This is a genomic window from Bradyrhizobium sp. T-1 (genome assembly GCF_053592855.1).
Map to the genome: position 1 here is coordinate 961,095 of NZ_JBSGOX010000002.1, position 20,824 is coordinate 981,918.

The following is a 20,824-nucleotide window of genomic DNA, read 5'->3' on the forward strand; positions in this document are numbered from 1 at the left end:
CGAGCCCGCGACCACCGCGGCCTCGATGGCGATCTCAAGGGCGAGGACGATCGGCGACGCACCCGCTCGCGGGCTGAAGCGCAGCGGAGGACGCCGTTGAAGAGACTTTCTTGTCTCGCGAGGAATGGGCGTGAGCCCAGGGGAAGAAAGTCGCAGCAACGGCGTTGCGGCTCAGCCGATCGAGGCGCAGCCGGTCTTCGGCCAGATCGAGCCATCAAAGAGGCCTCGTGCGTCCGCGTGCTGAACCTCAAACCCGGGGAGAAGCTTGGCGAATTTCGGTTCCTCTGCACAAGAGGTCGGAACGGTTCGGGAAGGAAGAGAAACAATCTGCGGGAATGGGCGGCATCGTCCCCGCAAAGCCGGTCAAGCGGTGCGCTTCGTCCCGGCGCCGGAGCTATGTGGGGCGAGACGTGATAATCGGTGCTGCTTGTTCGTAGCACTTCATAGGCAAGCCGTTAAGCTGCTCACACGACATCATGCCTCGTCGGCTACCAATCTTAGAAATCTGTATGACGATGAGGAACGTCCTAACGGTCCGGCTTTGCGCATCGCGGCCGCAATAACTGGGTGAGTCGGTAGTTCACCGCCTCGGCCGTCCAGTCGAGTACGTCTATCCTAGCAGCGTCATCCATGTGAACGCTGCCTCACCGTTGCAGATTAAGGCCATTCAGGTGATGACCCAGGCCAGTGCTGCGTGCACGTACCGCAGGACATCTGCGAGAACTGATCAGTACGGCCCCCGGACGCCGAGAACCAGATATCGCGGCCCTCAGCTCATCGTCGAGCCACTGCACATGTCAGATATGTTTTATCCCGCCTCACGGGCATTTGTTCTCGGTGCGGCAATCCGGCGCGAAGTAGGACTTCGTCACTGCAATTCTTCGGCGGGCATGGGTATAATGTGTGATTCTAAGGGATCGGTAGGACCGCGAAAAGGTCCGCCGAAAGGCAGACCTTCGTGTGTCCAGATAATTCGCTTCGCTCATTGAACGGCCCTGTCCTGGCTCCGGGCAAGCCGAAAGAGCGGTCGACGACCGAGGAAGCTGAGCCAACCTCGCCTGACCTTGAAGCTCGCCTCCACTCTGCCAAGGCCGATCGCATTACCGCCCCTCTGCGGCACCGCACGTTCCGCCGCATCTGGACCGCCAGCCTGGTGTCAAATCTCGGTAGTTTGGTACAGGGAGTCGGGGTGGCCTGGGCTATGACCGAAATGTCATCGTCAGCGGACAAGGTCGCGCTGGTCCAAACCGCTCTCGGATTGCCGGTGATGCTCATTGCGATTCCGGCCGGCGCAATTGCTGACCTGCATGACCGGCGCATCGTGGCATTGATTTCACTCGGTATTGCACTGACCGCCAGCGCTACGCTGGCGGTACTCGCTTTGCTGGGATTGCTTACGCCGGACCTCTTGCTTGGTCTCTGCTTTGCAGCAGGCTGTGGCACCGCGATGTTGGGACCCGCGTGGCAGGCGGCAGTGGGCGAGCAAGTGCCTCCACAAGCCCTGCCCGCCGCAGTTGCGTTGAATGGCATCAGCTACAACATCGCGCGGAGCGTAGGTCCGGCAGTCGGGGGTATCATTGTGGCCTCCGCCGGGACCGTAGCCGCGTTCACATTCAACACGATCTCGTTCGTGCCACTTATCGCCGCGCTCTATCTATGGAAGCGCGCAAGTGAGCGGTCGCGTCTCCCACCGGAACGGCTCGGCCATGCCATCCTGTTGGGCGTCCGGTACATCACGAACTCGCCACCTATTATGATCGTGTTGGTCCGAACGATCATATTCGGGTTGGTCAGCGGAGCTATCCTGGCGCTGTTGCCAGTGGTCGTACGTGATCGCCTTCTCGGTGGCGCGCCAACTTACGGCGTGATGCTGGGCGCCTTTGGCCTGGGAGCCATTTTGGGAGCGATCAATATCTCGCTGGTGCGCGAGCGCTTAAGTAGCGAAGCCGCCATGAGATGCTGCACGCTGTCCATGGCAGCGGGTATTGCAACTCTGGCACTAAGCCACAATCCGTTGATGGCTGCGTTCGGATTGGTTCTGGCTGGTACAGGGTGGACGTTGTCTTGGACGCTCTTGAACATCGGCGTACAGCTTTCTGCACCCCGCTGGGTTGCCGCGAGGTCTCTGGCGGCGTACCAGGCCGCCGCATCCGGCGGTCTTGCCATAGGCAGCTGGGGGTGGGGACATCTCACCGACATCGCCGGCGTTGAAACAGCGCTGCTTGTCGCAGCCTCGCTGATGCTGGCATCTCCTCTGGTCGGCCTACGATTGCGGATGCCTTCTGTTGGTGAGGGTGCCGAAGAGGGAAGCCTCCTCGAAGATCCGCAGGTGCGGTTGCCGGTCAGGGGGCGCGACGGACCTGTGGTGATCGAGATCGAATATCGGGTGGAGCAGAAAAACGCTCCGGACTTTCGGGAGGCCATGCAAGAGCTTCGGCTCGTCAGGCAGCGCAATGGCGCCTACGGTTGGTCGATCGCACAAAACATGGCAGACCCAGAAGCGTGGATCGAGCGCTATCACTTCCACACCTGGCACGACTACCTGCGCCAGCGCAACCGCTCCACCATGGCCGAGCAAGCTCTGGAAGGCGCTGTGATAAAAGACTACCACGTTGGTCCCGGCAAAGTGCGTGTCCGCCGCACGATCGAGGGTTTTGCTCGGGGATAGCTTGACGCCCGCAGTTGCGGACAACCGGCGGATGCGACCGCAGTGTCGCGTATTAGCGAGATGCTTCTCCGATGGAGATATTACCCCGCCCGGCGAACCGGGCGGGGCTTGGCGGAGGATCTCACTCGCCGTTCTTGCGCGGCCGGGACCAGAGCAGGTTGTAGCCCTCGCCACCTTCGTCGTCGAACAGGCTCGCGTAGATCGGCGCGTTGAAGGAGGGATCGTCAAGCTTGATCGAGAGGTAGTCGCGGCCCTCTTCGGAGCGCTTCGACCAGGCTGCGCCGATCTCGGCCCGACCCACATAGATGCGGTGGCTGGGCGCGTTCTCGTTGGAGCGGTTGGTCTCGGCGACGATGCGGACGCCCCTAGCCTGCAAGCTCAGCGTGACGATCTCGCCCTGGAAATCATTGCCGACCTTCTTGAAAGTTCCGATATTAGCCATCTTGCTTCTCCGTTGTGTTTCGAGCCCGCGACCACCGCGGCCTCGATGGCGATCTCAAGGGCGAGGACGATCGGCGACGCACCCGCTCGCGGGCTGAAGCGCAGCGGAGGACGCCGTTGAAGAGACTTTCTTGTCTCGCGAGGAATGGGCGTGAGCCCAGGGGAAGAAAGTCGCAGCAACGGCGTTGCGGCTCAGCCGATCGAGGCGCAGCCGGTCTTCGGCCAGATCGAGCCATCAAAGAGGCCTCGTGCGTCCGCGTGCTGAACCTCAAACCCGGGGAGAAGCTTGGCGAATTTCGGTTCCTCTGCACAAGAGGTCGGAACGGTTCGGGAAGGAAGAGAAACAATCTGCGGGAATGGGCGGCATCGTCCCGGCAAAGCGGTCAAGCGGTGCGGCGGGTCCAGCCGTGGCAGCTATGTGTGCCGGATCGGAAATCTCCAGCACGTGTTCGAAGGTTTCTGAGAGGACCGTCCGCCTCCTCTGCTCTGGTGAGCATCATCCATCGTCGAGGGTGCTTATTCTGCGACCTGTTCGACGACAAAAGCGCGGAAAGTTCATCCCTCGTTTGCCGCGGCCGTGAGAACGGGGCGGGACGGCTCTCCGCCCGTCCTTTCCGGCTCGATCGGGCGGGTCTTCGAGATGAGCGTCAAGCGCGTGAATGTTGACGAGCCGATGCAAACCGCGCCCAGCCATGCGAAGACCTCGCGCCAAGCCAGCGACGGCGCTCCGATCTGTGAGAGCGCGAACACCACGTGATAGCCGGCAACGGCCGCGGGAACGACGAACACGGCCGCAATTGCAAGTCGCAGGGCCACGTGGCGGCTAAGGGTAATGGCCAGCTGGCCGGCTGCGAGTGTGAGCACAGCGCAAACTGTGCCGACGAGCAGTGCGCCGACAATGCCCGCACCGCTGTTGAACGCCATCAATCCGATATTGATCGCAACAAAAAGCGCAGCGCATAGACCGCTAGCACAACGATCAGCCAGCAAATAGGCCGATACCAGCAATATTGAGAAGAAGCCCGAGGGCGAGCATGGTGGTGGCTCCAAGGCACGCGTGTGAGCGCTCGCGCCTTCCACCACCACCGCAGCCCAGCCGCCGACGTATAAACAAAACGAGGCGGAGTTACGGCGGGTGCGGCCTCGCCACTCGTCGGTTGACGGCAAGACGGCGCTCACGCGCCGCCAAACTTCCAGACCGGAATGCCAAGCCGCTTTGCCTTATCGGCAAGGTTGTCCTGAATGCCCGTGCCGGGGAAATGCAGGACGCCGATCGGCAGCAGTTCGAGCATCGCGTCATTGCGCTTGAAGGGCGCTGCCTTGGCGTGTTTGGTCCAATCCGGTTTGAATGCGATCTGTGGCACTTGCTGGTTGCCCATTTGGAGCCGATCAGCTCGGCGCCTTTCGGTGAAGCGCTGTGCAGCAGAACCATGTCGGGATGCTTGGCGTGCACCTTGTCGAGCCGATCCCAGACGAGGCTATAGTCGTTGAAGTCGAGCCCACCGGTCAGGGCGATCTTCGGACCCGGCGGCACCATGATCTCGGTTTCCGAGCGGCGCTTGGCTGCGATGAAGTCGCGGGAATCGATTATCGCCGCGGTGAGCGTGCGATGGCTGACCAGTGATCCCGACCGTGGGCGCCAAGCAGACCCCGTGTGGACTTCGAAGCGCTCGATCGCCTGGTCGCGGAAGAGTTCGAGACAGTTGCGGCGCTCGATCAGCGAGATGCCCTCGGCGGTTAGGCGCTCAAGCTCGACCGAGCGCACTTCCGAGCCGTTCTGCTCGCGCTGGCTCTTCTGCTGCGCCTGTTCGTTGACGTCGAGCTGGCGCTCGATGCGTTCGACGGCGCGATGGAACAGGTTGACCGTCGGCCAGAGGAGATCATCGAGGTCGGGCTCCAGCCGGGTATCGCTCAATGACGCAACCAGCGCGTCAAACATGTCTGCAACAGCGCCGGTAATGATCCTGGTCTCCGGTAGCGGCCTTGGATCGGGCTGATCGTCGAAGGGACGGTATAGGCGCGACTCAGCCTCTCATTCATGCCATATCGCGCGATCTCCGCCTCGACCCTGGGGATTAGAATCAGATCGTCGTGAGTGTCGGGGATGAGCGATATTGACTGGAAATGCATAAGAACTCTCTGCGGGTTGTTCGGCGACTGATTTCAGTATCAGACGACCATTTCCCGACCGTTTTCATCATTCACGAGTTGATACACGACCGCTACAGACGATCAATGACCAGCCCTGGTAGGAATGTCCCGCAGCCAATGAGGTCCCGTCGTGCGGGCCCATTCTGGGCTACCAACTTCGGCAGGTTGATGCTTGCATTGGATTGGCATCTTGTTTCGCAGCTGCCAGCTGCCGGCGGTACTGTGCAAGCGCGCGGGCGCGATGTTTTGTAGTCGCATAGTTGGCGCAAACAATGGCACTCAGATTTGCCGTGAGGCCCTCATGCGGACAATCGTACTGGACGATCGCGGCCACGCTTGGGACGCATGTTCTTCAGCTCTGCGTAAATGTTTTCTACACTACCCAGTGACCGAATTCGATTTCCTGAGTTATCTCATCAATAATATGGGTTTCGTGACAGTTGCTCTGTTCCGCCCCGGGTCGGCACAGATACGAATCCGGTTTGAGACTGCCACCCCAGTCAGCGTTGCTGCGGCGATCAATCTTGTCAGCGACCTTGGGGTGGAGCGAATGGTCATTTCAAATTCGGTAGACCTCGCCGACAAGTTGTTTTCAACTCGTTCGCAAGCGGTCACATATATAAATCAGCGGCTAGGCGAGCCTTGCCAGCGAGCGGCGACAAACATTCGATACAGGCAGATGCCGATTGAGACTTTGGTAGGCTGCCAAGGTCCACTATCCATGCTTTTGTCCTACTGGGACTGTTCGGACCGAACCGCCGATCTGACAGCTCTGAAGAAGGCGTTGTGCTCCCCAGCCGCGGTCAGGTTCGCCGCAATTGAGGCCGTGGCTGGTCGCCTCACCATTATCGATCTCGGAGCCGGCTTCGAAATCTTCAGCAAGACCTGGCGGGAGAATGCGCCCGGCATTCCGGTTGATGAACAACCGGATTATGAATATGGGCGATGGGTGCATCGTATGTACGAGTCCGTCCTAGAAACGCACCAACCTCGCCTAGATGAGGTCGATGCCAAGATTCTTCGCCCCCATTTGAACGACAAAGTTCAGCTGTCGTACCAACGCCTGATTGTTCCTTTCAAATACGGAAGGCGAGGAGTCACTCGTCTGATCGGCGCGTCGCTAGTGAGACAATCAATCAAACTCTCCAGCGAGTCGTAGGTGACGTGCCCATTAGGCCGCCTCACATCAGGAGGTCCGCCGGGAGTCGACCAGTGATGATCATCGATGCAGTTAAACAGCTGTCAGACCTGATGAAGCAGCCCATTCATATCAAGTCTCCCCGCAACTGTTTGGTGATCACATGCCAACAGCGCGCGATTCAGCAGTTCTTACCTTCGGCTTGAGCCATAACAGCCTGGAAATCCGCAAGCATCTCGTGGCTCGGCATCCAAACGAGACGCATCGCAGTACCCCGAGCGGCGGGGCGATAAGTTGATCCTGGACAGATCAATCCTTGTATAATCGGCATGACCTGCCACTCATCCGGCAGCGGTTAGAGGCTCAGGGTTTTGTACGCTGAGCGGCGCGTGTGTAGCAGCGGACGATCGGCGGAGCTGGTCGGGTTTGCGTAACCGGTCGTCCTTGCGGTGAGTTGGACGGCATAGGCCGCTGGGTGAGGTATTTAGCGACGAGTGAGGGCGCCGGATATCGTAGTCAGCGACCCAGCGGACGATCTTGGCGCGGGTGTCGTCAAGATCGAAAACGGGGTCTTGTTCAGGAGTTCGTCACGCATCGAGCCGTTGGAGCTTTCGATGAAGCCGTTCTGCATCGGCTTTTTGGGCGCAATGAAGTACCAGTCGATGATTGTGTCCTTTGCACCAGGCAGCATGGCATTGGAGGTGAAACTCGGTGCCATGGTCGGACACGATCATCCGTAGCTTGCCCCGTCGCTCGACGAACGTCAGCTCGCGGGCGACGCGCTGGCCCGAGACCGACGTATCCGGAACAGCCCCCCGGCACTTTTTGGTCACGTCATCGACGATGTTGAGAATGCGGAAGTGCCGTCCATGCCGAACTGGTCATGAACGAAGTCCAGCGACCAGCGTGCATTGGGCCTGGCCTGCACCAGAATCGGGGCCGGGTCCCCACGGCCTTGCGGCGAGCTCACCGCTTGCGGACGCGAGTGCTTCTTCCCGATAATGCCGGTAGATCCGGCTGATCCCCCATGGCTCTGCTTCCCGTCGTAAGAGGACGAACACCCGGCGGTAGCCGAACGACCGCCGCCGCCCGGTGGCGAGATCGCGCAACCGGCCGCGCAGCTCCGCATCCAGCGGGCGGCTGGACTGATAGCGGATCATCTTCCGGTCCGCGCTGATGATTGAGCAGGCGCTCCGCACCGACAGGCTCATGACAGCCTGCAGACGGCAGCGCGCGTGGCGGGGGGGCCCCCTCCCCTTCTTTGAAAGGAGCTCGCGAAGGGCAGCCGCATCGAATCTGCTCGGCCAGAAGCTTCTTCAGCTTCGCATTCTCCTCCTCCAGCGTCTTCAGTCGCTTGACCTCGATCCGCCGCCAAGAAACACGGTCCGTCTGGCGAGGCCTAACACGCCTCAATGTTGCATCGCGATCAGTTTGATTTGGTAATTAAAGCTGTCGGCGACGGCCTTGTGTATTTACGAGGCGGTCTTCGCGCCCCACTCACCATGAGATCGTTTTCTTACGCCCCGATTTAGATTTTCGGCTCGGCGTCCGCGTTGGCGGCCAGTTCGCGCAGCGCGCGCCGGTACTCGACCGGCATCACCTTGCGGAATTTAGGCAGCCATTCCTTCCAGTTGGCAAGGATATCGGCGGCGCGCTTGGAGCCGGTCGCCTTGGCGTGGCGCGAGATCAGGACGTGAAGCCGCTCGACGTCGGAGTCGAGCAGGTTCTTGAAGACGTCGACCCGGCCATGCGCCTCGAGGTCACCGGAGTGGTTGTAGGTGCCGGCGTTGATCAGCTCTTCCGACAGCACCGGCTCGAGCTCGACCATCGACAGATTGCACAGCTTGTCGAAGTCACCGGTCTCGTCCAGCACATAGGCGATGCCGCCGGACATGCCGGCCGCGAAGTTGCGCCCGGTCTTGCCGAGCACGACCACGATGCCGCCGGTCATGTATTCGCAGCAATGGTCGCCCGCGCCCTCGACCACCGCCACCGCGCCGGAATTGCGCACGGCAAAGCGTTCGCCGGCGATGCCGCGGAAGTAGCACTCGCCCTGAATGGCGCCGTACATCACGGTGTTGCCGACGATGATGCTCTCTTCCGGCACGATGCCGCTGTTGGCCGGCGGCCTGACGATGATCTTGCCGCCCGAGAGCCCCTTGCCGACATAGTCGTTGGCTTCACCTTCGAGCTCGAAGGTGACGCCCTGCGCCAGCCACGCGCCGAAGGCCTGGCCGGCAGTGCCCTTGAGGCCGACATGGATGGTGTCGTGCGGCAGCCCGGCATGGCCGTAGATCTTGGCGACCACGCCCGACAACATCGCGCCGGCAGAGCGGTTGGTGCTGTTGATCTTGGCCTCGATCTTCACCGGCGCGCCGCGGTCGAGCGCAGGCGTCGCCTTCTCGATCAGCGTGCGGTCGAGCACAGCCTCCAGATGATGGTTCTGGCGCTCGGAGTGATAGATCTTCTGGCCCTTCTCTTCCTTCTGCTTGACGAACAGCTTGGAGAAGTCGAGGCCCTTGGCCTTCCAGTGCGCGACCAGCCTGGTCTGGTCGAGCAGCTGAACCTGGCCGACCATCTCGTTGAAGGTGCGGAAGCCGAGCGAGGCCATGATCTCGCGCACTTCCTCGGCGACGAAGAAGAAGTAGTTGATGACGTGCTCGGGCTGGCCGGTGAAGCGCTTGCGCAGGACGGGGTCCTGGGTCGCGACGCCGACCGGGCAGGTGTTGAGATGGCACTTGCGCATCATGATGCAGCCGGCCGCGATCAAGGGCGCGGTGGCGAAGCCGAACTCGTCGGCCCCGAGCAGCGCACCGATCACGACGTCACGTCCGGTGCGGAAGCCGCCGTCGACCTGGACCACGATGCGGCTGCGCAGCCGCTCGCGGACCAGCGTCTGATGGGTCTCGGCAAGGCCGATCTCCCACGGCGAGCCGGCGTGCTTGATCGAGGTCAGCGGCGAAGCGCCGGTGCCGCCCTCGAAGCCCGCGATGGTGACATGGTCGGCGCGCGCCTTGGCGACGCCCGCGGCGACCGTGCCGACGCCGATCTCGGAGACCAGCTTGACCGAGACGTCGCCCGTCGGGTTGACGTTCTTGAGGTCGTAGATGAGCTGCGCCAGATCCTCGATCGAGTAGATGTCGTGGTGCGGCGGCGGCGAGATCAGGCCGACGCCCGGCGTCGAGTGCCGGACCTTGGCGATGGTGGCGTCGACCTTGTGGCCGGGCAGCTGGCCGCCTTCGCCGGGCTTGGCACCCTGCGCCATCTTGATCTGCATCATGTCGGAGTTGACGAGATACTCCGTGGTGACGCCGAAGCGGCCCGAGGCGACCTGCTTGATCGCCGAGCGCATGGAATCGCCGTTCGGCATCGGCTTGAAGCGGTCGGCTTCCTCGCCGCCTTCACCGGTGTTCGACTTGCCGCCGATCCGGTTCATGGCGATCGCGAGCGTGGTGTGCGCCTCGCGCGAGATCGAGCCGAAGCTCATCGCGCCGGTGGCGAAACGTCTGACGATGTCCTTGGCCGGCTCGACCTGGTCGAGCGGCACCGGCTTGCGCTTTTCTTCCTCCGCGTTCTTGATCCGGAACAGGCCGCGCAGCGTCAGCAGACGCTCCGACTGTTCGTTGAGGATCTTGGCGAAGGCGCGATAGCGCTCCAGCGAATTGCCGCGCGCGGCATGCTGCAGCAGGCCGACCGACTCGGCGGTCCAGGCATGGTCCTCGCCGCGGCTGCGATAGGCATATTCGCCGCCGACATCGAGCGCGGTCTTGTAGACCTGAGCCTCGCCGAACGCGTCGGCATGGCGGCGCACCGCCTCTTCCGCGATCTCGCCAAGACCGACACCCTCGACGCGGGTATGCGTGCCGGCAAAGAACTTGCCGACGAAATCCGCCTTGAGGCCGACCGCGTCGAAGATCTGCGCGCCGCAATAGGACTGGTAGGTCGAGATGCCCATCTTGGACATCACCTTGAGCAGCCCCTTGCCGATCGACTTGATGTAGCGCTTGACGATCTCGTAGTCGTCGAGCGAGCCGGGCAGGCGGTCCTTCATCGCGATGATGGTTTCGAACGCGAGGTAAGGATTGATCGCTTCGGCGCCGTAGCCGGCAAGGCAAGCGAAGTGGTGCACTTCGCGCGGCTCGCCGGATTCGACGACGAGGCCAACCGAGGTGCGCAGGCCCGTGCGGATCAAATGATGATGCACGGAGGCGCAGGCCAGCAGCGAGGGGATCGGCACCCGGTCGGTGCCGACCATGCGGTCGGACAGGATGATGATGTTGACACCTTCGCGCACGGCGACTTCCGCGCGTGCGCAGAGCTCGTCCAGCACCTGGTCCATACCCGCCGCACCGAGGCCGGCGTGGAACGTGGTGTCCAGCGTGCGCGGCTTGAAGTGCGACTCGGCCACTTCCGGGATCGAGCGGATCTTTTCCAGGTCCGCATCGGTCAGGATCGGCTGACGGACTTCGAGGCGCTTGGTGGTGGCCATGCCCTGCAGGTCGAACAGGTTCGGCAGTGGCCCGATGATCGAGACGAGGCTCATCACCAGCTCCTCGCGGATGGGGTCGATCGGCGGATTGGTGACCTGGGCGAAGTTCTGCTTGAAATAGGTGAACAGCGGCTTGGCCTTGTCCGACAGCGCCGAGATCGGCGTGTCGTTGCCCATCGAGCCCGCGGCTTCCTCCCCCGTGGCCGCCATCGGCGTCATCAGGATCGCGATGTCTTCCTGGCTGTAGCCGAACGCCTGCTGGCGATCGAGCAGCGAGAGGTTGGATCGCACGCCCGTGGTCGGCACCTTCGGCAGGTCTTCCAGCACGATCTGGGTCCGCTCCAGCCACTCCTTGTAGGGATGGCTCTTGGCGAGCTCGGCCTTGATCTCGTCGTCGGGAATCAGGCGGCCCTGTTCGAGGTCGACCAGCAGCATCTTGCCGGGCTGCAGGCGCCACTTGGTGATGATCTGGTCCTCGGGGATGGTCAGCACGCCCATTTCGGACGCCATCACGATGCGGTCGTCCTTGGTCACGAGATAGCGCGCCGGCCGCAATCCGTTGCGGTCGAGCGTGGCGCCGATCTGGCGGCCGTCGGTGAAGGCGATCGCGGCCGGGCCGTCCCACGGCTCCATCAGCGCGGCGTGATATTCGTAGAAGGCGCGGCGCTTCTCATCCATCAGCGGATTGCCGGCCCACGCCTCCGGAATCATCATCATGACGGCGTGCGGCAGCGAGTAGCCGCCCTGCACCAGGAATTCCAGCGCGTTGTCGAAGCAGGCGGTGTCCGACTGTCCCTCGTAGGAGATCGGCCAGAGCCGGCTGATGTCCTTGCCGTACAGCTCGGAGCTCACCGAAGCCTGGCGCGCCGCCATCCAGTTGGTGTTGCCGCGCAACGTGTTGATCTCGCCGTTATGCGCGATCATGCGATAGGGGTGCGCCAGCGACCAGGCCGGGAAGGTGTTGGTCGAGAAGCGCTGATGCACCAGCGCCAGCGCGCTCTCGAAATCCTTCTCGTGCAGATCAGGGTAGTACTTGCCGAGCTGGTCGGCGAGGAACATGCCCTTGTAGATCACGGTGCGGCAGGACATCGAGCAGGGGTAATAGCCGGCGAGGCCGCGGTCGCGGCGCTGGTAGATCGCCTGCGAGATCGACTTGCGCAGGATGTAGAGCCGGCGCTCGAACTCGTCCTCGGTCTTGGCAACGCCATTGCGGCCGATGAACACCTGCATGCAGGCAGGCTCGGTCGGCTTCACGGTGACGCCGAGCGAGGAATTGTCGGTCGGCACGTCGCGCCAGCCGAGCAGGGTCAGGCCCTCCGCCTTGATCTGGTCGGCGATGATGCTCTTGATGACGTTGCGCCAGGCGGTGTCGCGCGGCATGAACAGCGCGCCGATGGCGTATTCACCCGGCGCGGGTAGCTCGAACTTGTTCTCCTTGGCCTTGCGGCTGAAGAAGGCGTGCGGGATCTGCACCAGGATGCCGGCGCCGTCACCGGCGCGCGGGTCGGCGCCGACGGCGCCGCGATGCTCGAGATTGCAGAGGATGCTCAGCGCATCCGAGACGATCTCATGCGACTTCTGGCCCTTGATGTTGGCGATGAAGCCGACGCCACAGGAATCCTTCTCCAGGCTCGGATCGTACAGGCCTTCGGCTTTGGGGCGGGAATTGTGTTCCTGAATCGGATCGGTCGTTTTCGAGGCGACCGTCGCCGACAGCTCTTCTGCCACGATGTTTCCGCGCTCGAATTGCGACCCGTTCATTGTATTCCTCTTTCGACATTGGGTGCACTCCAACTAGCCAGTTCGCATGCGGGTTCTTGCCGCCGTAACAGCACGTGGAGTTTGTCGACGTCCTTCTAGAGATCGAGCGCCTGCAGGCAATGTGCCACCGCCATTAGGTTCGCCTACGGCGAAAGCTTGTACGCTGGGTGCCTCGAAAATGCGCTCTTGAATGGATCGAGTTTCTTTGTTTGCACGAGCCTGGTGAGCCTGGTGAGCAGTAACGCGACGAATGAGATCGATTGCGCAAGTGCTGAGGCCGCCTTGGCGTCAGCCTCGACTGCGAAGACCGCGCCGACCGAAGCCAGCCCAATCCAGAGCATGCACGTGACAAAAAATGCACGAGATAGTCATGCATAGTTGCATGATGTAACAGGTTTAAACTGGGAATCTCCCGGATGACGATGCCAAGCGGTTCACTACTGCGCGCAGGTGCCGGCGCGTGCGTGCCGGTACAGACCCAGCAAATTCGCTCGGTGAACGCCAAGGCATCGCGCGCCCAATACCACGCCGCATCGTCTCGTTGAGACCGCGTTGCGGATCACATTATCGGAATCGACATTCACCTCGATAAGCAGGTGAATTCGATCCTGGTCAGCGGATCGACAAGATCGCCCTCGCTGGAGTTACCGAGCGTGAATCGGTTGGGCGTCTGAATGCCCATCATTGTACTCTCTGAGTTCGACTGAATTCGTGGGCGGCGCTTCCGCGCTTGCTCGTAAGGCATTTCAGCCCCATCACATGCCGCATGGACGAACGTCGCCATGGTGTTCTCAATACCGAATTGCTGCGCACTCTGGTCGAGCAAGCGTTAGGTGGTTTCCCCTTGCAGCCATTTTGTAGAGGCAATAGCCCTTGCTAGCCTGCTCGTCGTCCATTCTCGGCCAACCGGCCGGCATCGAAATGCCCGCGACGTTAGCACTTGTCTGGATGCGGTGGATTGTCTTGAGCCGCGAGGTACTTGGCCCTTACATTTGGCCCGCATTTGCCGGAAAGATTGCCTCGGGTTGGCCTCCAGCGGCCGCCATGATAGCCCGTCGCGCCGAGCGAGATCATCGACAGCCCCGCTTCCTTAAGCGGCGGTTTGCGATGATCCGCATAAAGCTCTCCAGGCAGCAAGTGCACTTGAGCCCGTGCATACAGATTACGCAGATGCGCAGCTTGGTCTTAAGAGCTCAGGCAGTACGGCGGCTACGAGCTGTCAAAGCCCGAGGCTCGCTGCAGCGGGACGGCATAAGTTGTGAAAACTTCGCCGCGTGATGCTCTGGCGCCTGGACTGAATGTCGAAACGCGCCGACGTTGTTCGAAGGACTTTGCAAGAAGTTGACCATCGTAGCTTGGCACTCTCCTCTACATGCATGCCCGGGAGCTCGCGAGGGTACAATCTCATGGTCGAAGCATTCTTCTCCCGCGCCTCATTGTCGCGGGAAGCGGTCAGATGTGGCGCTCATCACGAGAATGCCCAACGCTCAAAAACATCATCGCCGACCGCCACACGGCCGCCCCGTTTCCGTCGGAACGCAAACGCGCCTACTGTCTGGAACGTGCCAAACTGTTGGCGAACGCGACGGTACCTTTAGTGACACGGTCCGCAATGCGGCGCATAGGCGATCTGCTGAACAGCACGACGTGCTGCTCAGCAATCGGCCCGAGTTCCTCCGCCGCATTGAAGGAATGCTCCCGACGCGATGCTTCCGGTTCCGAGAAAGCGATCGAGGGCCAGCTCTAGCGAGTGCGGCGCCGGTTTGCGCGATCGGACTACAGCGACCCGAGCCGCTGTCGATAGGCCGCGGTGCATCTCGCGAAAAACACGGTTCCGATCCGGAAGAACTGCGCGCGAACTGGCACGGCACCACACCGAAGCTCGGGTTATCGAAAGGTAGATCCAGGCCGCGAAATCAAAGGGCCGCGGCGTCGGTCTCTCCGGTGCGGATGCGGACCGCGTGGACGAGATTGATGACGAAGATCTTGCCGTCGCCGATCTGCCCGGTTTTCGCAGCGGACGTGATGGCCTCGATGGTCTTGTCGACCTGATCAGAAGCGACAGCGACCTCGATCTTGATCTTGGGCAGGAAGTTCACGGCATATTCGGCGCCGCGATAGATTTCCGTATGGCCCTTCTGACGGCCATATCCCTTGACTTCTGTCACCGTGAGACCGTGAACACCAATGTCGGTCAGGGCGTCACGGACGTCTTCCAGCTTGAATGGCTTGATAATTGCCATAACCATTTTCATGGGTTCTATCCCCGCTTGGGCCCGGCCCGGAAGTGGCCGGGCGTTTCTCGACTTGTTCGCCACGACGGTAAAGTTTCACTACCCGAGCACCCAGGCTCTTGAGATCAAATCCCGTGCCAGATCGCCGCTTTGCCTAACGGATTATGAAAACGGGCGGGTCAGCGAACTTGCGCGATCGCGAGATCAGCTCCTGCTTGGCCGAGCCAAATTCCAGCGGGTCCTTAGTCAGCGGGCAGACGAGGATCTGCAGCAATTTTTGATCGAACACTATTTCAGGGCGTTCGGCGGACGCTGACATCGGCGTCTCCGGCATTGCCTCTAACAACGCCCCGGCGCATGCCGGCAAAAAAGTGGACGCCGCGTCGTCTCAGCGTTCATTGCTACTGCGTTTGCCCAGACGATGCGGAGACAGAAAAGGCGCAATGGTGCAAGGTCGCCGACCAGCTCCGCCAAAATTGCCCAAGCTTGCGCGCTTGCTGGCGAGGCTTGGACCGATGTGCTGGCCTATGTGACCTTCTCGCCGCAGCCCCGGACCAAGCAGCACTCCACCACCCAATCGAGGACCTTAACGACGAGATTAAGCGGTGCACCGAGGTGGTCGGCATCTTCCTGAACGAAGACGCCATCGTACGCCTGATCGGCGCGATCCCGCTCGAGCAAAATAATGATGAATGGGCCGTCCAACGCGGCTGTTGCATGACTCTGTAAACCGCTGCCAATGAATGATGCAGCCTTCAGCCTTCAGCCCTCCGGCAATCGCCAGCTGATCTGCCCGGCTCCTGCCTACGATCGCGGTGATCGCCGCCAGCGACACCACGCAACGGGATACGATTGCCGCGGTCGGGATACCCTGTCATTCTCGTAGCGCCGGAGCCCAAGGAAAGGATGCAGATGATACATGGGCCTTAGCCCCATCGACAAGCCCACCACCCGCTATCGTTTTCGCCTGTGGGTGGTCACGAGCATCGAGTCCCCTGTCCGTTCGCGGCAGGCTGAGCTTAGGAGAGCCGCCGAGCTCAAGCGCCGCAACGGCATGGGCAGCAGGACTTTAGGCCGTTCCAAGGTCACGAGAACGAAGCCTGCGGCAGATCGGCCGTTTGTCCATCTCTCTTGTTGAGTCCGAGTCATGGAGGAGGGGATCAATCGGTGCGGAGGCCCGCTTGGGCGCAAGCTGTATTTTTCAAGAGTCTCGGGAATTCTCGATGGCGGGGTTGATCCTGCGGGCATTAGGAACCGGCAGATTGGTCGTCTGCTGGCACTCGGGTAGGTTATCTTTTTTAGAGAACACCCCAGGCTCGGTAACGCCCTCGTCCAGTGGTCTCGCGCAGACCAAGCTCATTTACGAGACTCAATGCTGCACGCGGTGTGATATCCAGCTCTTCTGCGATCATGCCGGCAGAAACGACTGGCCGGCTGAAGACGTAATCGATAAGCGCCGGCAATTTCGACGTCGATCGATGGCCGGCCACCCTTCGAAGCATCAGAGTGCGTTCGTTCAGCCACCTGTCGTGCGTCTTCAGGCCAATCTCACCAGCGGCCGTGATGGCCTCAAGCTCCGCGACGAGACGGGTTGCAAGGTCGCGCGAGCGGCGTCGCTCACGCGGGATCGTCTTCAGCCCCTCATGCAGGCAAGCCAGGTGTGAGCGTGCTTTTCTCCGATGACCTAGCAGCGCAGACGTAAGCAGCTGGCCAAGCCAGGGTCGGTGCTGAAGGGGCTCGAGACTGCGCCAGCTGTCCGCGGCAATGGCCGCCGCGAGCGTCGGAGGCAGGCTCCTGCTTTGCTGAAGGCCGCGTCTCCAGACGGCAAGACGCTTTTCTTCGTCCCAATCGGGGTCGTAGACCAGTGGATCCCGCTCGGTCATTCGACGGAGATCGCTGGTTAAGATCTGGTCGGTCTTGGCGATCGCGGCGTCGATTTCTGCGAAAGCCTGCGCGAGTCCGTCATTGCTCTGAGTTACAGAAGAGTAGTCGTGGGTTCTCGGCACATGGCTGTCCTGCTCCGCCTCATGATGCGTAGTTCCGATGTTCGGCGGTTCGCAGTCCTCCTCTTCTATTCCATTTGTGCCGGCTAACCCGCGCAGATCGGTGATCCCGACGGACGAGAGAGCCCAGTCGGGGCCCTCGCGGTGAATGCGCCGGCGGGCGCGGAGTACATCGCGAGCTCGGCTCAGCTCGTGAGTTGGCGCACGAACATCCATGCCAGCGTCATGAAGAACGAGATCTTCGAGGTGGACGAGTTCGCCTTCCAGCCATAGAGTGGCGCATGCGTCGGTGAAGTGCGTCCGACTAATCCAACCGTCTCGGATTGGGCTTTTCGCAAGGCGCTCATCTAGACGGGCTAAAGCATCTTCCGCGGCTGCGAGCGGAAGTGCAATCGCCGACCAGGGCAACGGTTCTGGTATTTTGTAGCTACTAGACAACGCCTTGATAACTTTGATGAGAATCGGCGACACGGAAGCTATCATGTCGCTAATTTCCGTCATAGCGACATAGCTTCAACTGCTATGATGAGCGTGCAAGCGTTAGTGCCGATCGGTCTTTAAACCGATGTCGGAGTCCTAGCCTCTATTCTCCTTCCTCGGCCGTCCGCCTGTAGAGCTGTAGAGCAACCCGGTTGGCATCATTACTACCGGCGGGGGCAGTTGCTGGGCGGCTCATCTACAAGCGGCGATGGCCCCCCACTGGGCCCCGCATGAGTCTGGCGCATGATTAGGCAGTCTGTAGCGGCGGTGCGAAGGTCATATCGAGAACTACCCCTCGCGGAGATAGCAGCCAGATTTGGCGAGTAGGCGTGGCAACGGTCGTCTTGAAGAGTTCAGTTCCGACCAGCTAACGGCGTATCGGCGGATGGTCAAAGAACGGTTACGAGACTTCTTCAAGAAGGGTTCGAACGATTAGCCAACCGTAGTTCGATTTGGAGCTTCGCGGGCCTTCACTCGCTCTGGCCAGTCGTGAGAACGCCTGTATCAAAGGCCTAGATTGAGCTAGGCTGTGTTGTCAGCTGACAACGTTTTGCTGCGAAGTGTTGGTGTCGGATTCACCATTAAAATGCATTAACCATGTTTCGCCGGACGCGCGGGCTACAAGTGCTCGAATGGGCGACCCGTCGGAATTCTGCAGATCACCTAGGAGGTGTTGTCAGCTGACAACGCCGACTCGCCTGCTTTCTCATCGCGCCTCTTTTGCCCTCCCCCACATCGCACAAGATGTTGTCAGCTGACAACAGTACGGGGGCCGACCGCAGACTACGAGACAAAGGCTCTTGAGCCGGTTCCGAGCGGGGATCGTCTCGAGCGGGATGGATCCATCCGAGCGGTAAATTGCCGGATCAACAATGTAGTTTCCTCAAGCGCCTTACCCGACCAGTCCATCTGTGTCGGTTTGGGGTGCAGTCTAGTCCCCGCTGGGACTGTCGAGGCTCGACCAAAAGTTGGAGGCCCCTTCGGGGGCAGTGGCGTGGTATGCGAGTACTTCAATCGCGCGGGTTGCATGGTCCACCGGGTTGATTCCTGACATTTTGGACCGGGCTGATGCCTGACAATATTCGATCATTGTTCTCCTGTCTGCGGCGTTTCCTGCGCGATGCGGAGCCGCGCGCGCGGCGGAGCAAAGCGCAGGAAACGCCGCTCGCAATTGATCAGCCCGAGATCGCGACCGCAGAAGCGCACGAGGTGGCCGCTAGTGTCGTGCTCACAGAGGCCGACGAGCTCACCTGCGAGCGCCTCGCCAACGAAAACGTGCTCGCCGCGCCATTTGATATCGCCGGTGGGACGCACCCGGCGAACCTCGTGATCGGCGTCGTACCAAGGGTCATCGAGACGGCGTGGCAAGGTGCGCGAGGGCGACTGCCAGAGTTTGACGGGCGGCATCTGGTCGAGCGCCTCATGTGGCCGCTCCTGGTTGAAGTGGTGGCGGAAGGCATCGAAGCGGCGTTGCTGCTCGGCGACCGTTGCCGCGGGCGGCTTCGTGGTCTGGGCCTTCAGCGTGCGGTGCATGCGCTCGTGCCGGCCGTTGTCCTGCGGGCTCGCCGGGGGGATGTAGCGCGGTTCGATACCGAGCTTGAGCCACCATACCGAGAGCGCCGAAAGGCCGCCCGCCCCCGTCGATCCAAACGGTGCACCATTGTCGGAGCGGATCGCGGCGGGAAGGCCGATGTCCTTGAAAACACGTTCCAGGGCGCTCCTGACGCCCGCCCCCGTCGGATCGACGATGCGCACTTCGATAAGATAGCGGCTCGCCGCATCGGTGATGGTCAGCGGATCGCAGCGGTTGCCGTCGCGGGTTCGGAACCAGCCCTTGAAGTCGATCGCCCATTCTTCGTTGGGTGCGCTTGCCGGCGCCGCCACCTCGCCTTGCGCAATCGCCCGGCGTCGGCGCCGACGCGCCTCGACCAGGCCCTCACGCTTCAGGATGTCGCCGATCGTCGAGGCTGCCGGCCAGTCGACCTCCGGCCGCTCATGCTCAAGCCATGCCTTGATCTTCTTCGGGCCGAAATGCGGAAACCGCTGCCGCGTCGCGACGATGCGATCGGCCAGCCGCCCCGCCGTCGCATGCGGGCAACTCGCCGCCGCGTGGCTGCGCTCCTCGAACCAGCGCCGCTCCCCGCTCTCCCGACGCCGCTTCCAGACGTAGAACGTCTCTCGGCTGACGCCGTGCCGCGCGCACAGCTCCGTCACCGAAAATGCCCCCGTCTCGTACTCTCGAAACAACGCGACACGCTCCTCCACAGGACTGCTCTCCCTGAAAGGCATCGCCTGATCCTCCTTCGAATCAGACGAGCCTTGCCTGTCAGGAATCAACCCGGTCTAATCTGTCAGCACTCAGCCCGGTCTGTACCCATCCAGCCCCCCGCCCGGCATGCAAGCAGCGGGTGGCGCATTCCTCGCTCGTGCCGCACCATTGCCCGCTTGATGGATTGGACAGCGCAACGCGAACGCTAGCGCCATTCGCCGTCTCCAGGCGTCATCCGTTTCCCTTGCCGCTAGTTGTCCCGCATGTTGTCAGCTGACAACAGTGCCGTGGCAACCGTGGAGCGTGGGGTCCGTTCACCTGCCGCTCGTTTCGCTAGGCTCAGAAGCCCCGAGCGACCAAGGAGGAGTCCGGGGTGGCCCAGGTAGCCCTGAACCAACGGCGAGCATCAGAAAACCCGCCAACTAATTCACCGCTCGGACCTCTTCCGGAGTTAAGGCGGTGAGGAGGTCATCCGTGGTCATGGCGGGTGGTTTGGCCTCGGGCCGCGTGCGGACGGTACCATGTTATAGCGGGTCCTAGGCGCGTGGCCGCTCGCGTAGCGAAGCCTGCAATGCGCTCGGTCTTTCCCGTTTCTTTGTGGCCGGGCCTAGTGACCGCCATTCTCTCCCTTGGCGAAGGCTTGGCGCGATAACAAAGCCGTTGTCGCTCATGCCGGATGTTGAGGCCGCAAAAGTAGGTGATGACATCGTGTTGAGAAAGGCACCGCACCTTTCCTCGTCACGGCGGATTTGGGAAAAAGCCAGGCACGAAGCTTCGCGTCGCGACGCGGATGAACTCATGGTTGGCGCCGCGGCTGTCCCCTTTTGGGAATCATGAGTGATGCGATAGCCGGTACTGAGAATCTGGCGAAGCCTCTAACGTCGGTACGGAAGCCCCGCCGGGCTGAGCGGCGCTCCGGCCCGCCAGTTCCAGATCCGTATGCGGCTTAATCCAAAGCGGGGCAGGATGCGGCCAACGCCGGCCGGTGACACCTTGATCGCTGGCGCTGCCGCGCACAATGCCTCGACGGCTAAGGTGGCTGTGGGTGGCGGGGGGTCGGCGATGAATGGGTCTGGAGGAGCGAGCGCGCAAAGTTAATCCTTTCATTCTTGCGCCGACTCGGGAATCGTGTTGAGTCTGCAGACGGTAATCCGCCGTCTGAGCTGCAAAAACCGTTTTGGATTGGAAAG

At 61.5% G+C, this 20,824-nt stretch carries 14 protein-coding genes and 3 pseudogenes; 4 read left to right on the top strand and 13 right to left on the bottom strand.

From position 1 onward, the window contains the following. The first annotated feature begins 1,099 nt into the window (after positions 1–1,099). Positions 1,100–2,668, top strand: a complete 1,569-nt coding sequence (locus tag ACWAT4_RS43920) for an MFS transporter (protein WP_232995657.1) — start codon at positions 1,100–1,102, stop codon at positions 2,666–2,668. Positions 2,669–2,789: 121 nt separating this feature from the next. Here ACWAT4_RS43920 and ACWAT4_RS43925 read toward each other — a convergent pair whose 3' ends face one another. From ACWAT4_RS43925 to ACWAT4_RS43935, 3 genes and pseudogenes are all read right to left on the bottom strand, one after another. Next, entirely contained in the window at positions 2,790–3,110 is a 321-nt protein-coding gene (locus ACWAT4_RS43925; protein WP_128929802.1) for a DUF736 domain-containing protein, read from the bottom strand. A gap of 554 nt (positions 3,111–3,664) precedes the next feature. Next, the gene (locus ACWAT4_RS43930) at positions 3,665–4,288 is read right to left on the bottom strand and encodes a hypothetical protein (RefSeq protein WP_313753974.1); all 624 of its coding nucleotides are present in this window, start codon (positions 4,286–4,288) and stop codon (positions 3,665–3,667) included. Beyond that, positions 4,285–5,123: pseudogene (locus ACWAT4_RS43935) on the bottom strand (DUF2493 domain-containing protein); the annotation flags it as partial. The pseudogene ACWAT4_RS43935 and the gene ACWAT4_RS43930, both read right to left, overlap by 4 nt. A 438-nt stretch (positions 5,124–5,561) precedes the next feature. Between ACWAT4_RS43935 and ACWAT4_RS43940 the strand changes: the two are divergent. Further along, complete coding sequence (locus tag ACWAT4_RS43940; protein WP_128929800.1) at positions 5,562–6,419, top strand: hypothetical protein; 858 nt, start codon at positions 5,562–5,564, stop codon at positions 6,417–6,419. Between the two features lie 53 nt (positions 6,420–6,472). Further along, positions 6,473–6,604, top strand: a complete 132-nt coding sequence (locus ACWAT4_RS43945) for a hypothetical protein (protein ID WP_256438973.1) — start codon at positions 6,473–6,475, stop codon at positions 6,602–6,604. Between the two features lie 135 nt (positions 6,605–6,739). Here the strand turns inward: ACWAT4_RS43945 and ACWAT4_RS43950 are convergent. The 8 genes and pseudogenes from ACWAT4_RS43950 to ACWAT4_RS43985 all read right to left on the bottom strand — a co-directional run bounded on the left by ACWAT4_RS43950 (position 6,740) and on the right by ACWAT4_RS43985 (position 15,201). Further along, positions 6,740–7,089 (bottom strand): annotated as a pseudogene (locus ACWAT4_RS43950) (integrase core domain-containing protein). Beyond that, positions 6,986–7,231 carry a hypothetical protein gene (locus ACWAT4_RS43955; protein WP_371746376.1) on the bottom strand — a complete coding sequence of 82 codons (246 nt, stop codon included), beginning with the start codon at positions 7,229–7,231 and terminating at the stop codon, positions 6,986–6,988. The pseudogene ACWAT4_RS43950 and the gene ACWAT4_RS43955 overlap by 104 nt, the downstream one beginning before the upstream one ends. A 48-nt stretch (positions 7,232–7,279) precedes the next feature. Continuing rightward, a complete protein-coding gene (locus tag ACWAT4_RS43960) occupies positions 7,280–7,609 on the bottom strand; it encodes a hypothetical protein (protein WP_371746377.1) in 330 nt (109 codons plus the stop codon). Positions 7,610–7,926: 317 nt separating this feature from the next. Beyond that, positions 7,927–12,648, bottom strand: coding sequence for a glutamate synthase large subunit (gene gltB, locus ACWAT4_RS43965; protein ID WP_128955105.1), 4,722 nt, complete (start codon positions 12,646–12,648; stop codon positions 7,927–7,929). Between the two features lie 133 nt (positions 12,649–12,781). Next, on the bottom strand, positions 12,782–13,153 hold the full coding sequence (locus tag ACWAT4_RS43970) for a nickel-dependent hydrogenase large subunit (RefSeq protein ID WP_232995620.1): 372 nt from the start codon (positions 13,151–13,153) through the stop codon (positions 12,782–12,784). Between the two features lie 75 nt (positions 13,154–13,228). Then, positions 13,229–13,432: a hypothetical protein gene (locus ACWAT4_RS43975; RefSeq protein ID WP_232995619.1), complete on the bottom strand. Its 204-nt coding sequence runs from the start codon at positions 13,430–13,432 to the stop codon at positions 13,229–13,231. 1,132 nt (positions 13,433–14,564) lie between these two features. After that, positions 14,565–14,903, bottom strand: coding sequence for a P-II family nitrogen regulator (gene glnK / locus ACWAT4_RS43980; RefSeq protein ID WP_128929799.1), 339 nt, complete (start codon positions 14,901–14,903; stop codon positions 14,565–14,567). Between the two features lie 133 nt (positions 14,904–15,036). Next, positions 15,037–15,201, bottom strand: a complete 165-nt coding sequence (locus ACWAT4_RS43985; RefSeq protein ID WP_128929798.1) for a Trm112 family protein — start codon at positions 15,199–15,201, stop codon at positions 15,037–15,039. A gap of 38 nt (positions 15,202–15,239) precedes the next feature. Between ACWAT4_RS43985 and ACWAT4_RS43990 the strand changes: the two are divergent. Continuing rightward, positions 15,240–15,590: pseudogene (locus ACWAT4_RS43990) on the top strand (transposase); the annotation flags it as partial. Positions 15,591–16,180: 590 nt separating this feature from the next. On the opposite strand, the gene ACWAT4_RS43995 reads toward ACWAT4_RS43990, so the two are convergent. After that, the gene (locus ACWAT4_RS43995; protein ID WP_128929796.1) at positions 16,181–17,368 is read right to left on the bottom strand and encodes an RHE_PE00001 family protein; all 1,188 of its coding nucleotides are present in this window, start codon (positions 17,366–17,368) and stop codon (positions 16,181–16,183) included. Between the two features lie 1,083 nt (positions 17,369–18,451). After that, positions 18,452–19,654, bottom strand: a complete 1,203-nt coding sequence (locus tag ACWAT4_RS44000; RefSeq protein WP_128929795.1) for an integrase core domain-containing protein — start codon at positions 19,652–19,654, stop codon at positions 18,452–18,454. Between the last annotated feature and the right edge of the window lie 1,170 nt (positions 19,655–20,824).

Bases quoted from the DNA above. Each gene is read 5' to 3' on its own strand.
- ACWAT4_RS44000 (WP_128929795.1), bottom strand. From the start codon at position 19,654: ATGCCTTTCAGGGAGAGCAGTCCTGTGGAGGAGCGTGTCGCGTTGTTT.
- glnK (WP_128929799.1), bottom strand. From the start codon at position 14,903: ATGAAAATGGTTATGGCAATTATCAAGCCATTCAAGCTGGAAGACGTC.
- ACWAT4_RS43985 (WP_128929798.1), bottom strand. From the start codon at position 15,201: ATGTCAGCGTCCGCCGAACGCCCTGAAATAGTGTTCGATCAAAAATTG.
- ACWAT4_RS43960 (WP_371746377.1), bottom strand. From the start codon at position 7,609: ATGAGCCTGTCGGTGCGGAGCGCCTGCTCAATCATCAGCGCGGACCGG.
- ACWAT4_RS43925 (WP_128929802.1), bottom strand. From the start codon at position 3,110: ATGGCTAATATCGGAACTTTCAAGAAGGTCGGCAATGATTTCCAGGGC.
- ACWAT4_RS43940 (WP_128929800.1), top strand. From the start codon at position 5,562: ATGCGGACAATCGTACTGGACGATCGCGGCCACGCTTGGGACGCATGT.
- ACWAT4_RS43995 (WP_128929796.1), bottom strand. From the start codon at position 17,368: ATGATAGCTTCCGTGTCGCCGATTCTCATCAAAGTTATCAAGGCGTTG.
- gltB (WP_128955105.1), bottom strand. From the start codon at position 12,648: ATGAACGGGTCGCAATTCGAGCGCGGAAACATCGTGGCAGAAGAGCTG.
- ACWAT4_RS43975 (WP_232995619.1), bottom strand. From the start codon at position 13,432: ATGGCGACGTTCGTCCATGCGGCATGTGATGGGGCTGAAATGCCTTAC.